The sequence below is a fragment of the Marivita sp. NO-S04 genome (assembly GCF_059070475.1).
The window spans coordinates 94031-108559 of sequence record NZ_JBKAEE010000004.1 but is presented as its reverse complement, the minus strand read 5'-3'; the positions used below and the strand labels follow the sequence as shown (position 1 = coordinate 108559).

Sequence of the window (14529 nt, the reverse complement as noted above, 5' to 3'; positions counted from 1 at the left end):
CTGTGGCTGTGCGCTGAGGTGCGGGCCAGCAGCAGTCGGAGAAGACCCCAGCCGTTCGGTGGCCTTGAGTGGCCCGCCCTGTGCCAAGGCCCGGCCCAGATGTGTGGGTTCAGAAACAGCCGTGTTCAGCAAGTTTAGAGATACATATTGGGCCATTTCGCGCTCTGTGCAGGACCAGAGATCGGGAGGCATCAGCCCGCGCCCGGCCATCAGCCCAGCCATCACGCCGCGCACCAGCCTCAGGTACCAGTCGCGATCCTGCGGTTCCGCGCCTGGCGCTGCGGCTGTAGGCGAGGGCAGCGCGGCGGGTCATGCGAGCCTGTCCGGCATAGAGAAAGCGGGCCAGCCCGTCGGCATAGGCGGCGGCATCGCGCGGGCTCATGACGCGGGCGGCGGCGGTGCCGCGCCGGGTGATCTCGCGCGGGTCTTGGGCGATGGAGCGCAGGATGTCTGCCAATGCCTCGGTCCCGCTGCCTTGGGGCAGGTGCCAGCCGCAGGTGTCAGGCATTTCGGCAAAGCAGCCCGAGTTCTGCACGATGGCGGGTCGCCCGCTTGAGAGCTGTTCGGCCAGCGACAGAGATGCGCCTTCGGTGTTGGGGTGGCGCAGGTTGAGAAAGAGGTCGGCGTCCTGCATGACCGATGCAAAGCCCGATGCATCCGGGTCTGGCAGAAGGCGGAGTGTTTCTCCGAGGCCTTGCGCGCTGATCCGCCCTTCGAGCATCTGTAGATAGGTGGCATCGCTTGCATGGCCCGCAATGGTGACACGGTAGCGCTGCGCAAGATCGGGGGCGCTGGCCAGCGCGTCGATCAGCACCTCCAGCCCCTTTGTGGGGCCGATATGGCCTGTTGCCGCCAGCCGAAGTCGCGCGCCGGGACCGGGGCTGCGATCGGGCGGATCGACGGGCACATCGGGGCGGGGCATGAAAAGCGTCGTGCTGCTGCCGGGGTACTGCGCCCCGATGGCACGGGCGGCGAAGTCGGAATGGGTGACCACTCCGGTGGCCAGCCGCGCCAACACATCCGAGAGCGGCACCTGCGCGGCCCAGCTGCTTTCCCACGGCACATAAGACACCGCAGAGCTGGCCCGCAGCACGCCGCTGGCGGCGAGGTAGTCAAAGCCCGCAGCCCCTGACACAGCATGGATCAGCGCGCCGAAACCGGGGGCAGGTGCTATGCCGTCATGGTGCAGCCCCGCCAGCATGTGTTGGTACACATGGTCATGCAACACCACCGGACCGGGATGGGCCATCAGCGCCCGCAGGATCAACCCGTGATGTTGGTCGTTGTTGCCCATGTGGTAGAGCATCAGATCGAACATCTCGGGCAGGTCGGAGTCTATGAGCGCATCCGACAGCGGCAGGGTGGGGCAGGGCATGGGCAACCGGTCGACCTTGGGGCAGGGCGGGTGCAGCACCGTGACCTCAATCCCCTTGCGGCGGGTGAGGGCGCGCAGCACCGACCCGGCATAGGAGCCGACCCCTGTGCGTGACGAGATCGGGCAGACCCAGGCCAGGCGCATCAGGCGGCCTCGGCCGTGGGCAAGGGCGCGTCGAGCACGGCGTCGAAGCGTTTGAGTGCCTCGGCCCGCGCGCCTGCATTGGCGGCGGCAAAGCGGGCGCGTTCGGGGTTCTGGTCCATATTTTGGCCCGTATTTTGGCCTGTGCCTGTGCCTGTGCCTGTGCCTGCGGCGTGGATGGCGGTGAGCCTGTCCAGCATGGCGCGGGCGCGGGTTTCCAGCTCAGAGAGGCTGGGGGCCAGATCGCCATAGGAGCGCGCGGCACAGAGTGCACGCAACGCCTTGCCCGCGCCATGCCCCGGTGCGGGCAGGATCAGCGTATAGGCCCCTGAAAGCAGGCTGTCGGTGGGCGAAAGCCCCGCCACCGGACGGTCTGCCCCGTAGCCCAGATGCAGGTGCAGATCGGCGCTTGGTGCGGTGTCTGTGGGGGCGCTGTCATGGGTGATGCTGAGCAGGGGCAGGCCCAGTGCCTGTAGCGCCCGGCGCAGCACTTCTGCCTGACCTGTAGGGGCACCGTGATCAAGGATCAGGATGCGGGTGTCCGAGGTTGGGTTGGGGGCGTCTACCGGAAAGCCATCAGCCAGCGCCAGCGGCAGCCACGGGGCGAAACCAACGGAGGCTGCGACATCGGCCCGGTCTGTGAGAAGGGCGCGGGCATAGCCTTGCAGGACAAGTGGCAGAGTTCCTGCCGTCTCCCACGCGCCGGGGCCACCAAACGTCTCTAACGCAGCCGAAAGTGGCTGTGTGAGCAGCAGCGTGGCGGGGCCGTATTGCAGGGCGTGGGGCAGTCCGAGGCCCAAGGATGCGACTTGGGGCGCATGGGGCCGGGGTGGCAGAGCGGCAAGGGTTGCGGTGTCGGCAACCGCCTGTGGCCCGGTCTGGCAGGGCACGCAGGGCAGCAATATGTCACCGCGCCGTTGCAGATGGGCCCTCAGGGCCCGGTCGAGCAGCTGCCCGCGCAAGGTCAGGCTTTGGCTGTCTTGGGTGGGCAGGTGGATCAGCATGGGATGCGGGCTTTCCGGGATGGGCGTCCCGGTCATGTTTGCTTCATCAAGGTTAATGAAGGGTTACGAGCGGGAAGACGCGGTTGCGCGTTCGGAGTTTTCGTCGACGAAAACTCGGCACCTGGACGGTGTATCGGTGTGAGGGGTGGGACTGTGGTGTTTGCATATTTGTGAAAAGAAGAAGCAGGGGCGTGTCACTTGGGCCAGACCGGCAGGCGCTTTGCGTAGGGCAGGAAGGCCTTGTTGGTCTCGAGCGCCACTTGGGCGATCCGCGCCACGTCGGATTGCAGCGTGTCGAGGTTGGGGCAGGGCTGGCCCATGACACGCTCGGGCACCGGGCCGAGGTCGAGCCCGCGGGCCGTGAGGGCGGTGCGGTCGTGGGCGAAGAGTTTGGCCACCAGCGCTGCGGTGTCGGGTCCGGTTTCGAAGCGACCGCGAAAGCTGTCCTGCAGCTCGGCATAGGCGCCGAACTCATCGGGGATGGGGTGGGCATGGGCCTCGTCGTAGGTCATCACGTGGTTCAGCATGCGTTTGAAGAAGAGCAGATTGCCGGAGATCGTCAGGTTGCTGTCGGCTTTGGGCATGTCGATCCCGGCCACGCCTCCCATCTGCGCCAGCATGTCCTGTCGGATGTCGCCGCCGGGGAAGGCGTCGCGGCGGAAGGGGCGCAGGGTGATGGCAGCTGCCCCGTAGACCGCCTCCCAGCGTTTGAGGAAGCCTTCAAAAGGCTGCGGGAAGAGGCGGATGTAGTCGTCGAAACTGGCGGTCAGGTTCCGTTCCTGCACCGCTTGGGCGTACCAGCTGGCGAGATAGGACAGGTGTTCGCGCAGATAGAGCACGATACGGGTCTGATCCGGCGGAAAGAGCGTGGCGGCGGCCTCTGGCGGGACATTGCGGAAGAACAGTTCCGAGGAGATGACGTAAGCCATGCCGGGGTCGGCGGTTGCCTGTGCGAAGGCGGTGCGCCAGCCATCGGGTACGCCCCGCGTCGGATGCCCCGCCAGCGCATAGGCGAGCGGATGATGGGCGCAGTGGCTCAGGTGAAAATGTGGATAGACCCAGCCCGCGCAGGCCAGCGCTGGGGCGTTTGTGGCCAGCATGCGTTGGATCGAGGAGGTGCCGGTCTTGTTGGCACCGATATGGAGCAGGAACCGAGGAGCCATGGCGGGCAGGATAGCCGCTTAGCCTGTGGCATTCACTTCGCCGGATCGGGGGATAACGCGCGCTCACATTCATGTCAGGCGCTTGTCAGATTGGCATCCGGTTGGGAGCGCCCCCCGTAGCCTTGTCATGACCACAGGGAGTACTTGTAATGAATATTGTCGATATCGCCGCCGGATCCGAGGATTTCAGCATCCTCGTCACTGCGCTCAACACGGCTGGCCTGACCGATACGGTCCGGGCGGCTGATGACATCACTGTCTTTGCCCCGACCAATGCCGCCTTTGCCGCGCTGGCGACAGATCTGGGGTTTGACGGCGACCCGACCGATGCGGACGCGGTCTTTGGCTTTATTGCCGGGGCGCTGACCGATCTGGGGGGCGGAGACCCGATCCCGCTTCTGACGGATATCCTGCTTTATCACGTGGCGCCGGGCGCGCGCACCGAGCCGACGATCACCGGATCGGAGGGGATTGCGACGCTGCTCGAGGGGGTCGAAATTGCCCCATCCGACGGGGCTTTGGGCGATCTGGAGCCTGATCTGGCCAACCCGAGGATCGTCGCCCCGGACATCGCGGCGGACAATGGCATTATTCAGGGCATCGACCGCGTGCTTTTGCCGATCGATATTCCCGGCAACACCCCGCCCGAGGCTCCGAACATTGTCGATATCGCCGCGGGGTCGGATGATTTTGATATTCTGGTGATGGCGCTCAACACAGCCGGCCTGACCGATACGGTCCGCACCAGCACCGATATCACGGTGTTTGCCCCCACCGATGCGGCGTTTACCGCCCTGGCGGTGGATCTGGGCTTTGACGGGGATCAGACCGACGAGTCGGCGGTCTTTGGCTTCATTGCGCAGGCGCTGACCGATCTGGGCGGCGGCGATCCGATCCCGCTTTTGACCGATATCCTGCTCTATCACGTGTCGGGTGGGGCGAAATCCGAGGCCGATATCACTGCGGTGGGGTCTGTCGCCACGCTTCTGACGGGGGCAACCATCGCGCCTTCGGCAGGGGCGCTGGTGGATGGTGAGCCCGATCTTCTGGATCCGGTGATCGTGGTGTCGGATGTGGCGGCGTCGAACGGCACCATTCAGGGCATCGACCGGGTGTTGCTGCCCATCGATATCGCGGGCAATGACCGGGCCACGATTGCCGGGATCGTGGCTGAGAGCGGTGGCACCTTCGACAGCGATGCCAGTGATTTCGATCTGCTGCTGAACGCGTTGCAGGCGGCGGGGCTGGTGGGGGCGCTGGACAACCCCGACAGCAACCTGACGGTCTTTGCACCCAATGACGCGGCCTTTGTCGCCGCGGCACAGGCGCTGGGATATGAGGGCAGCGACGAGGCCGGGGCGTTCGAATATATTGTCGATGCGGTGACCTTGCTCAGCTTTGGCCGCGATCCGGTGCCGCTTTTGTCGGATATCCTGCTCTATCACGTGGCGCCCGGTGCGCTGGATTCGGGGGATGTTCTGGGATCGGCCAGCATCGACACGCTGCTGGGTGCGGCTCTGGGTGTCGACGGGGCGGCGCTGGTGGATGGCGAGCCGGACCTGCCCGATGCCAATATCATCGCCACCGACATCGCCGCATCGAACGGGTTTGTGCATGTCATCGACGGGGTGCTGGTGCCGGTTGACCTTTTGCCGTCGAACGGGGCCGAGGATGCGGTGGCCTTCGTGATCGGGGATGACACTGCCGAGACCTTCACGCTGGGCGACAATGACGATTACGTGTCGGCCGGTGGCGGGGATGACACGATCCTCGGTGATGATGGCAGCGATGTGATCCTGGGCGGGGACGGGGAAGACACCGCCGTGATTTCCGGGGATTTCAATGATTTCGAGTTTCTGTTCGGGCCGAACGGGGTGGCCGCCACCGACAAGACCGATGTCGCCGAAGGAACGGATTTCCTCAAGGATGTGGAATTCGTGCGGTTCGACGATGGCACGCTGGACCTGTCGGTGCTCACCGGGGCGGCGCAGCTTGCGCCGGACCAGCTGCAGATTCTGACCGAGCTTTACATTGCTTATTTCGACCGCGCCCCGGATGCGGGTGGGCTGCTCTTCTGGGGCACGTCGCTGGCCAATGGGGTGAGCCTGCCGGAGATTGCCGCGCTGTTCTTCGAGCAGCAGGAGACCCACGAGGCGCTGCCCGAGGATCTGACATCCGAGGCGTTTGTCACGCAGGCCTATAACAACTTCCTCGAACGCGACCCGGATGCCGAAGGTCTGAACTTCTGGGTCTCTGTTCTGGAGGCGGGTACGGTCACGCGGCCCGAATTCATGCTGGCGCTGATCGAAGGGGCGCGGGCGGATACCGGGTCACCGGACGATGTGCGCACGATTGAGGACAAGGGCGACATTGGCGTGTCCTTCGCGCTGATCAACGGTCTGAACAACGTGGATGACGCCGGGGCGGTGATGGCGGCCTATATGCTGGAGGACCGTGCTGCGGGTCTGGCCGAGGCGCAGAGTTTGATCGCCGAGGCGGCTGCGGATGCCAATGGTGCGGATGGCAGCACCGAGTTCACCTTCCAGCTGGTCGGTGTGATCGATGATCCGTTTGCGGTGGCCTGACTGTGTGAACCGACGGGCCGGGCAGTTCTGTCCGGCCTGTGACACGGGAGTGCGGCGCGCGCCGCCAGTCAGGAAAAACCAGTCTTGCCGGATGGGGGAGATTCGGGTGATCATGGACAGGTCTGTTTTGACGGACGATTGAATGGAGTGATGGGTCTCCATGTCATTGGATTGCGCTGCCGAAGATATTGCGGAACACGTGCTTTTTGAGACGGGCAAGTCCCTGTTCTCGGGCGATTTCGATCATTTTGCCGCCTATTTCTGCTTTCCGAATGTGATCGAGACTGCCGATAGCCGGACTGTGATCCGCGATCCTAAGGCGCTGCGGGCGGTGTTTGACGACATGCGTTGCTATTATCGGCAGATGCAGGTGATCGACATGGTGCGTGCGGTGGTAGATGCGCAGTTTCTCGATTCCGACACGGTGGCTGCGACCCATGTGACCAGCATGGTGCATGCCGATGGCGTGTCCCGGCGCAATCCCTATCCGATCTATTCGGTGCTTCGCCGGCATGATCCGCTGGAGTGGAAGTTCCAGTCGAGCCTTTATGTCATCCTCGATTGCGAGACCCACAATGCCATGCTGTCACCAAACGCGGGCTCGACGATCCGTATGTGAGGATGTGATCTCGGACGACACAGGCCGGGCTTTCGGGGCCCGGCCTGTTTTGGGGAGTGTTATGCGCTAACGCGGCCTGCACCTTTGGGGCCTGCGATGAACCAGATGATGAAGCCCAGCACGGGCAGCACGAGGATCAGCAGGGTCCAGAGCAGTTTCGCGCCAGTGGAGGCGCCGCTTTGCCAGGTTTTGACCAATGCGTAGATGTCCGCGATCAGGACGATGAGTCCAAGAAGTCCATATTCCATGTGAGGGTCGCCTTTCCTGTGTGTCTGACAAGGAAACCCCGGATCACGCGATATTGTTCCCGCGCCCTTCTGCGCCCTAGACTGGGGTGAAACCGCTCGGCAGAAAGGTGCCCCATGTCCGATCCCTATCAGGCCTCGATGATGCAGAACCTCTATTGGTGGGGGATTCCGACGCTGTTCCGCTGTCCCAACGAAGGGCCTGAGGGGGCGGATATCGCCTTGGTCGGCGTGCCGCATTCGACGGGAAATGGCACCACCGAGCGGGATCAGCATCTGGGGCCGCGCGCGCTGCGCAACGTGTCTTGCGTGCAGCGGCGGGTGCATGGGGGGTTCCAGCTTGATCCGTGGGAGGCGGCGCGGATCGTCGATGTGGGGGATGTGCCTTTGCCGCGGGCGAATGACAACGAGGCCTGCATTGCCGACATCACCGAGTTCTACAAAGGCATCGATGCAGCAGGGGCGCGGCCGATCTCCATCGGTGGCGACCATTCGATCACTGGTGGCATCGTGCAGGCTTTGGGCAAGGGGCAGATCACGCAAGGTGAGCCGGTCTGTTTTCTGCATCTGGATGCCCATACGGATGTGTTCACCAAGGTGGATCACTTTCTGGGGGCCAAGAAATCGGCGGCGCATTGGGGGGCCTATCTGGCCGATCAGGGACAGGTGGACCCGACCCGGTCGATGCAGATCGGGTTGCGCGGCCATCCGCGCACGCTGGACTGGCTGCAGCCGTCTTACGACTACGGCTACAACGTGGTGACGATGAAGGAGTTTCGGCAGCGTGGCCTCGCGGATGTGGTGGCGCAGGCGCGCGAGGTGCTGGCGGGACGGCCGGTCTATATCACCTTCGATCTGGATTGCCTCGATCCCACCATTGCGCCCGGTGTGTCGAACCTCGAGCCCGGTGAAAAGGGCTTTGACATCGACGAGGCGGTGGGGCTTTTGCACAGCGTGCGGGGGATGAACATCGTCGGCGCGGATGTGGTCTGCATGATGCCCACCAAGGACGCGCCCAACCAGATCACCGCGCTGACGGCGGCGGCGGTGATGTTCGAGATGATCTCTATGATGGCCGAAGGGGTGGGACAGGTTCGGACGTCGCTTACCGCAGGGTAAGGAAAACCTGTCTTGCCGGATGACGCGAAACGCGTGATTTTGATCAATGTCATTAGACGGGCGATGGAATGGGGTACGTATATCGCCATGTCACAGGATTGTGCCGCGGAAGAAATCGCTGATCTGTTGTTGTTCGAGACAGGAACAGCTTTGCTTGCCGGAGATTTTGATCGGTTCTCGGCCTGCTTCGGCTTGCCCCATGTGATCGAGACCGCCGACACACGCTCTGTGATCCGCGATCTGACCGGGCTGCGCAAAACGTTTGATGAACTGCGCCGCTATTACCGCGACACGCAGGTGGTCGACGTGGTGCGCACCGTGGTCGAGGCCCGCTTTATCGATTGCGACACGGTGGGGTCGACTCATGTGGCCAGCATCGTCCATGCCGACGGCGTGACCCGCCGCAAGCCCTACCCGGTCTACTCGGTGATCCGGCGGCATGATCCCTTGGACTGGAGGATCATGTCGAGCCTCTATGTCATCCTCGACAGCGAGACCCATAATGACGTGCTCTCGGTCTCCCTGCGGCCCTCGGAGGTGTCGGCGTAGGGGGTAGTGGTTTTGGCGAGGGGTTTTGACCGCGGTAAAGTGTTGGTTCTGTTGGGATAGACTCGTGGGATCAATAGGGGCCGTTTTTGACCCACCAGTTCTTGCGCTGCAAGCTAAGCTCAGTGATAAGATGCGCGACTGCTTGAAAGCCAAAGCTGCTCACATGAATTCGTTAACTCGACTCATTCGAAAGCTACTATGGGTTAATGCGATCTTTGCGATCTTATTGGTGGTGTTCATGCTGAGCGGGTTAGCCTCAAATCAAGCAATTTCCACGTTGGCAGTCGCTTTGAGCATGAGTCTGACTGTACTAGTCGCATTCAGAGTGGTGGAGTTCTTCATCCCAAAATAGGGAAATTATTTTGCATAGCGGAATATTATGCAAAGTATCCTGAGGTTAAAAAATGATCACTGATTGGGCCCAGTTCATTCTTGTCGCGTTTTGCCTGGTAGCTTTACCATTGAAGGGATCAGCGTCTAACCTCGAAGACGCTCAGGACACAATTGAAGCAATCCTTTCCAAGAACGATAGTAACAAGACTACCAAAGCTTCCCTTAACGGATGTATCCTTGAAATCGTAACGGACTACCATAAACCATGTATCGAACGATCTGAGTTCTCAGCTAAACGTGTAACAGAAGTTATTGAGTTGGAAACGGTACACCGAGTTACTGCAACAAGTTCAGACAGGACCACATTTATCCGTTTTTGGCCTGAGCGCCCTTCTGTGTTGAATTTTTTTACGCAAAGTACAGTGAGATCTGATACTTACATTCTCTACTGCAGCGGTGAAGAACATTCATCATCAAGTGTCGATAGCCCAAACATACATATACCCGGAAAAGTTTTCGATAGTGAAATCAATGCGCTAAACTATGCGCTTTCACATGCGTGTTAAATTCTGCTGATTTTCAGGAAGCTTTCATGAATGATCGCATATCCCTCAAGCAAGCGTAGGGTACATGCTCGCACGCACCACCCGACATACGAAAAAGGTGCGTGAGATCACGCACCCTACGGTAATGAAATTACATAAAACGCATTATGCGCAACTTAGATGTACGCGCAAAGCGATAATGTCACCCATGAGCAATTCAGGAATGTCACTCTCCTCGCAAACTGATGAGAGGATGAGCGGACATGGGATGGGTATTGATGAGCGAGCGCGAGTTGAACCGGGTTGAGGTTTTGGCGCAGGTCGATGACGGTCGGCTGAGCGTCGACAATGCGGCGAACATGTTGGACCTGACGCGTCGGCAGATATTCCGACTGTTGAAGCGGTATCGTCAGGACGGAGCTTCAGCGCTCCGGCACAAGTCGCGGGGGCGTTCGCCAAACAATCAAATCCACGCGGCTAAACGCGACTATGCTTTGAGCGTCATCAAAGAACAGTATCCTGACTTCGGGCCGACGCTTGCGGCTGAGATGCTGTCCGAACATCACGGGCTCACAGTCTCGCGCGAGACTGTGCGCAAGTGGATGGTTGAGGATGGCCTTTGGCTGTCCCGCAAACAGCGCCGCCAGTTTCATCGACCGCGCCTGCGCCGGGAATGCTATGGCGAGTTGATTCAGATCGATGGCTCGGATCATCGTTGGTTTGAAGACCGCGCGCCGCCTTGCACTCTACTGGTTTTTATTGACGACGCGACCAGCACCTTGATGGAGCTGCGGTTCGTGAAGTCGGAAAGTACATTCAGCTATTTCGAGGCTTTGGAGCGCTATCTGCAAACCCATGGGCGCCCTGTTGCATTCTATTCCGACAAGCACACGGTATTTCGCGTGGCCAAGGAAGACGCTAAGGGCGGCGCGCGAATGACCCAGTTTGGGCGCGCCTTGAGCGAGTTGAACATTGAGATTCTGTGCGCCAATTCGAGCCAAGCCAAAGGTCGTGTCGAGCGCGCGAACCGAACATTGCAGGACAGGTTGGTCAAGGAGCTCCGCCTGGCGGATATTTCTGACATGGAGGCTGGAAACGCCTATCTGCAGGGGTTCAAAGAGCGTCACAACGCCAAATTCGCCAAAGCTCCGGCCAAATCAGACAATCTGCACCGTGCTCTTAACGTAGAACCGGATCGTCTTGCGGACGTTTTGTGCTGGCGTGAGAACCGCTATGTCGGCAAGCAGTTGACGTTTTCCTATGAGCGCAAGCGCATCATGCTCGAAGAGAACGACCTCACGCGCGGTCTGGTCGGCAAATATGTGGACACCTATGAACCGCCCCGGGTTTACCGGAGAGTTTCTGGTTCAATAGTTAGGCTGCTTTTTCGTCAGCGTTCAAGCTTGCGTAGAATGCCTCCTCTGCTTCTTGTGGCGTGATGTAACCGACGGCGCTGTGAAGGCGGGTGTTGTTATACCAGTCGACCCATTTCAGAGTTTCCCATTCGACCTGACCGACCGACTTCCAGGGGCCGAGGAACTTGATGACCTCGGTCTTGAACAGGCCGATGATGCTTTCGGCGAGGGCATTATCATAGGAATCGCCGACGCTTCCGACCGAGGTATCGATGCCGGCCTCTGCGAGCCGCTCGGTGTATCGGATCGACAGGTATTGGCTGCCACGATCACTGTGATGGATCAATTTGTCAGCCTCAGACGGCGCCCTCTGGCAGATGGCCTGGTTCAGGGCATCCAAGACGAAACCAGTCGTCATCGAGGTCGAGACCCGCCAGCCAACGATCTTGCGGGCGAAGACGTCGATGATGAAAGCCACGTAGACCATTCCTTGCCAGCTGGAAACATAGGTGAAGTCGCTGACCCAAAGCTGGTTTGGCATGTCCGCCACGAAGGCTCGGTTTACCTTATCGTGCGGGCAAGGTTGTGCCGTATCGGGGTTGGTGGTGATCACCTTCTTGCCCCGCACAACGCCTTGTAATCCCATGACCTGCATCAACCTCTCCACCGTGCAGCGGGCGATATCATGGCCACTGCGGCGTAGCTGGTGCCAGACCTTGCGCGCGCCATATCGGCCCCGGCTGCCCTCGAAGGCCTGCTTGATCGCAGCCATGTCCAGCTGATCCTGCCTGGCCCGGTCCGATGCCAGATCCGGATCACGCTCCACGGCCTTGAAGGCGTAATAAGTCGATGGTGCGATCCCCAGAACCCGGCAGATCGGCCCGACACCATGGACACAACGGTGATCATCAATGAACGCGATCATTTGCGGAATGGGCGGTCGAGCTCCGCCGCTGCGAAATATGCGCTGGCCTTCTTCAGGATCTCGTTGGCCTGGCGCAGTTCACGGACCTCACGCTCAAGTTCCTTGATCCGATCCTTCTCGGCACTTGTCAGACCGGCCCGCTGCCCGGCATCGCGTTCGGCCTGCTGACACCAGACCCGCAGACTGTCCGGCGAACAGCCAAGCTTCGGCGCGATGGCCTTATAGGCGGCCGTATCGCTGGAATAATCGGTACGGTTCTCTCGAAACATCCGAACACCGCGTTCGCGAAGCTCGGCCGGATAGGCGGGGGTGAATCTCTGCTTTGTCATAGGGCTCATCCTTTGAGTGTTTTACTCTCCGGTAAACCCGGGGCGGTTCACTTTCACTGATCGCCGCAAGGCTTTTCAGCCCTGCGATAGTTGAAGTCTCCGGGCTCAAAAGCCTTGCTCCCCTCAGCGCATTTGGTGACATTTCTACTTTGCAAAACCGGTGACATTTCTACTTGGTTGCAACATTAGATGTACGCGCAAAGCGATAATGTCACCCATGAGCAATTCAGGAATGTCACTCTCCTCGCAAACTGATGAGAGGATGAGCGGAACTGTCAACGGCGGAGTAAAATTAGGCCACGGGGCGGCGCAAAACTGGGCCACTTTGGGTTTACGCGGGACGCGGGTGATGAGCGGCGGCCAGTCAGCCGCGCTCTCCATGTAGCTGGCGGGTGACTGGCCGCCTTGGACCGTCAGGTCCAAGTCTGGGCTTTGGATCAGTTGATGTTTTCGCCGGGCTTGCGTGCGCGGCTTTGCGCGAGGCGATAGCTTTCGCCGTTCATCTCGAGGATGTTGACGTGGTGGGTCAACCGGTCGAGGAGCGCGCCGGTCAGCCGCTCGGTGCCGAAGGTCTCGGTCCATTCATCGAAGGGCAGATTGCTGGTGATCAGCGTGGCGCCGCGCTCGTAGCGCTGGGAGATCATCTCAAAAAGCAGCTCGGCGCCGGTCTTGGACAGGGGCACGAATCCGAGCTCGTCGATGATCAGCAGCTTCACGGCAGCCATCTGCTTCTGGACGCGCAGCAGCCGACGTTCGTCTCGCGCCTCCATCAGCTCGTTGACCAGCGCGGCGGCGGTGGTGAAGCTGACAGACATGCCCTTCTGGCAGGCTGCCAGTCCCAAGCCCAGTGCAATGTGGGTTTTGCCGGTTCCGCTGGGCCCGAGGGCGATCACGTTCTCACGCCGGTCGATCCATTCGCAACGCCCCAGTTCCAGCACCTGCATCTTGTTCAGCTTCGGGATCGCCTTGAAGTCGAAGCTGTCGAGGCTTTTGGTGGCCGGGAACTTCGCGGCCTTGATGCGGCGCTCGACCATCCGCCGCTCGCGGTCAATGAGTTCCAGTTCCACGAGGCGCGACAGGAACTGGACATGGTCCAGTCCTTCGGCGGCGCATTGACGCGCAACCTTCTCGTGCTCCCGCAAGAATGTGGGCAGCTTCAGCGTCTTCAGATGGTGGGCAAGCAGGATCTTCGGGGCCTCGGTCATTCCGCCGCCTCCGACATCAAGGCCATGTAGCTGGCCGCCCGCGTCGTCTCGACATTCGCCCGCGGCAAGTAGGGGTAGACATCGAGATCAAGCCTCGGGGGGCGCTTCTCCACCTGACAAAGCACGAGGTGCTTCACGGCGTCGAAGCCGACCGCGCCCAGCTTCAGGGCCTTCTTCACGGCGGCATGCAGGTCATCCATCTCGAAGGTCTCGAGCAGACGCAGCACCTGCACATACTCGCGGCGCCCCATCTTGAGCATGCGCGCCTCCATCAGGCGGCGCAAAGTCTGGAACTCTTCGGGCAGGTCCCATTCCGCCAAGGGTGCGGCCTGGTCCAAGGCATTGATCTTGCGCTCGATCAGCGGGAGGTAGTGAACCGGATCAAAGATCATGTCCTCGCGATCGTAACAGCGCGGGTGTCGGGCGATCACCTCCCCGCGACAGCCGATCACGACCTCATCGACATAGCCGCGGATCCAGACATCCTGGTGGCCATAGGCGACCGGGACCGAGTAATCGTTGGTGTCATAGCGCACGAGAGACTGCGAGCTGACCCTGCCGCCCGCTTGGTCGCAGGCGTCGAACGGGGCGGCAGGCAGGGGGCGCATCGCGACCAGATCGCGCTGCAACCTCTCACCGATCGTCTCCTTGTGACCCCGAAGAATGCGCGTCAGGCGTGCGCGGCACTGCCCTTCAAGGTCTGCGTTGAAATCGTCCCAACTGGCAAAGTGGGGGATCGGCACCATGTGGTTGCGGCGGGCGTAGCCGACCATCCCCTCGACAGCGCCCTTGTCGTTCCCCTTCCCGGGCCGACCATAGCGATCCCGAAACAGGTAATGCGACTGCAAGCCGCTGAACAGCGCGGCGCGGATGCGCGTGCCGTCCGGTTGGATCTTCGACACCAGGCAGCGGTCGTTGTCGTAGAGCACCGACTGCGGCACCCCGCCGAAGAAGTCAAACGCGCGGACATGGCCGTCTATCCAGGCCTCCGCCGTCGCCGCTGGATAGGGGGTTCGTCGGCATAAAGGAACGTCTGG

The 14529-nt window shown here is 61.1% G+C and carries 10 protein-coding genes, 2 pseudogenes and 1 other annotated feature; of the genes and pseudogenes, 5 read left to right on the top strand and 7 right to left on the bottom strand.

Translation table 11 applies throughout. The features are described from left to right. Positions 1-109: 109 nt before the first annotated feature. From ACK3EW_RS24315 to ACK3EW_RS24305, 3 genes are all read right to left on the bottom strand, one after another. Entirely contained in the window at positions 110-1519 is a 1410-nt protein-coding gene (locus tag ACK3EW_RS24315) for a glycosyltransferase family 4 protein (protein ID WP_493809947.1), read from the bottom strand. Continuing rightward, the gene (locus tag ACK3EW_RS24310; protein ID WP_493809946.1) at positions 1519-2556 is read right to left on the bottom strand and encodes a hypothetical protein; all 1038 of its coding nucleotides are present in this window, start codon (positions 2554-2556) and stop codon (positions 1519-1521) included. Before ACK3EW_RS24310 ends, ACK3EW_RS24315 begins: the two co-directional genes overlap by 1 nt. 158 nt (positions 2557-2714) lie before the next feature. Next, positions 2715-3683, bottom strand: a complete 969-nt coding sequence (locus ACK3EW_RS24305) for a hypothetical protein (protein ID WP_493809945.1) — start codon at positions 3681-3683, stop codon at positions 2715-2717. A 149-nt stretch (positions 3684-3832) separates the two neighbouring features. Here ACK3EW_RS24305 and ACK3EW_RS24300 point away from each other — a divergent pair, with 149 nt between their 5' ends. Both ACK3EW_RS24300 and ACK3EW_RS24295 read left to right on the top strand, forming a co-directional pair. Next, on the top strand, positions 3833-6268 hold the full coding sequence (locus ACK3EW_RS24300) for a fasciclin domain-containing protein (protein WP_493809944.1): 2436 nt from the start codon (positions 3833-3835) through the stop codon (positions 6266-6268). 160 nt (positions 6269-6428) lie between these two features. After that, on the top strand, positions 6429-6887 hold the full coding sequence (locus ACK3EW_RS24295) for a hypothetical protein (RefSeq protein WP_439119522.1): 459 nt from the start codon (positions 6429-6431) through the stop codon (positions 6885-6887). Positions 6888-6946: 59 nt separating this feature from the next. On the opposite strand, the gene ACK3EW_RS24290 is transcribed toward ACK3EW_RS24295, so the two are convergent. Continuing rightward, complete coding sequence (locus ACK3EW_RS24290; RefSeq protein WP_493809943.1) at positions 6947-7135, bottom strand: PLDc N-terminal domain-containing protein; 189 nt, start codon at positions 7133-7135, stop codon at positions 6947-6949. A 114-nt stretch (positions 7136-7249) separates the two neighbouring features. Between ACK3EW_RS24290 and ACK3EW_RS24285 the strand changes: the two genes are divergently transcribed. The 3 genes and pseudogenes from ACK3EW_RS24285 to ACK3EW_RS24275 all read left to right on the top strand — a co-directional run. Beyond that, the gene (locus ACK3EW_RS24285) at positions 7250-8251 is read left to right on the top strand and encodes an arginase family protein (protein ID WP_439119524.1); all 1002 of its coding nucleotides are present in this window, start codon (positions 7250-7252) and stop codon (positions 8249-8251) included. A gap of 12 nt (positions 8252-8263) precedes the next feature. Beyond that, positions 8264-8800, top strand: coding sequence for a hypothetical protein (locus ACK3EW_RS24280; RefSeq protein WP_493809942.1), 537 nt, complete (start codon positions 8264-8266; stop codon positions 8798-8800). A gap of 1141 nt (positions 8801-9941) precedes the next feature. After that, a pseudogene (locus ACK3EW_RS24275) lies at positions 9942-11012 on the top strand (ISNCY family transposase); the annotation flags it as partial. A gap of 40 nt (positions 11013-11052) precedes the next feature. On the opposite strand, the gene ACK3EW_RS24270 reads toward ACK3EW_RS24275, so the two are convergent. From ACK3EW_RS24270 to ACK3EW_RS24260, 3 genes and pseudogenes are all read right to left on the bottom strand, one after another. Continuing rightward, a protein-coding gene (locus ACK3EW_RS24270; RefSeq protein ID WP_493808251.1) for an IS3 family transposase occupies positions 11053-12287 on the bottom strand; the annotation gives its coding sequence in 2 pieces (ribosomal slippage) (positions 11053-11987 and positions 11987-12287; 1236 coding nt in all). After that, positions 11884-12000 (bottom strand) — a sequence feature (AL1L pseudoknot). It overlaps the preceding gene by 117 nt. A gap of 437 nt (positions 12288-12724) precedes the next feature. Further along, a complete protein-coding gene (istB, locus tag ACK3EW_RS24265) occupies positions 12725-13492 on the bottom strand; it encodes an IS21-like element helper ATPase IstB (RefSeq protein ID WP_493806540.1) in 768 nt (255 codons plus the stop codon). Beyond that, positions 13489-14529 (bottom strand): annotated as a pseudogene (locus ACK3EW_RS24260) (IS21/IS408/IS1162 family transposase); the annotation flags it as partial. The pseudogene ACK3EW_RS24260 and the gene istB, both read right to left, overlap by 4 nt.

Coding starts and splice junctions, on each gene's coding strand:
- ACK3EW_RS24315 (WP_493809947.1), bottom strand. CDS start 1,519: ATGCGCCTGGCCTGGGTCTGCCCGATCTCGTCACGCACAGGGGTCGGC.
- ACK3EW_RS24310 (WP_493809946.1), bottom strand. CDS start 2,556: ATGACCGGGACGCCCATCCCGGAAAGCCCGCATCCCATGCTGATCCAC.
- ACK3EW_RS24305 (WP_493809945.1), bottom strand. CDS start 3,683: ATGGCTCCTCGGTTCCTGCTCCATATCGGTGCCAACAAGACCGGCACC.
- ACK3EW_RS24300 (WP_493809944.1), top strand. CDS start 3,833: ATGAATATTGTCGATATCGCCGCCGGATCCGAGGATTTCAGCATCCTC.
- ACK3EW_RS24295 (WP_439119522.1), top strand. CDS start 6,429: ATGTCATTGGATTGCGCTGCCGAAGATATTGCGGAACACGTGCTTTTT.
- ACK3EW_RS24290 (WP_493809943.1), bottom strand. CDS start 7,135: ATGGAATATGGACTTCTTGGACTCATCGTCCTGATCGCGGACATCTAC.
- ACK3EW_RS24285 (WP_439119524.1), top strand. CDS start 7,250: ATGTCCGATCCCTATCAGGCCTCGATGATGCAGAACCTCTATTGGTGG.
- istB (WP_493806540.1), bottom strand. CDS start 13,492: ATGACCGAGGCCCCGAAGATCCTGCTTGCCCACCATCTGAAGACGCTG.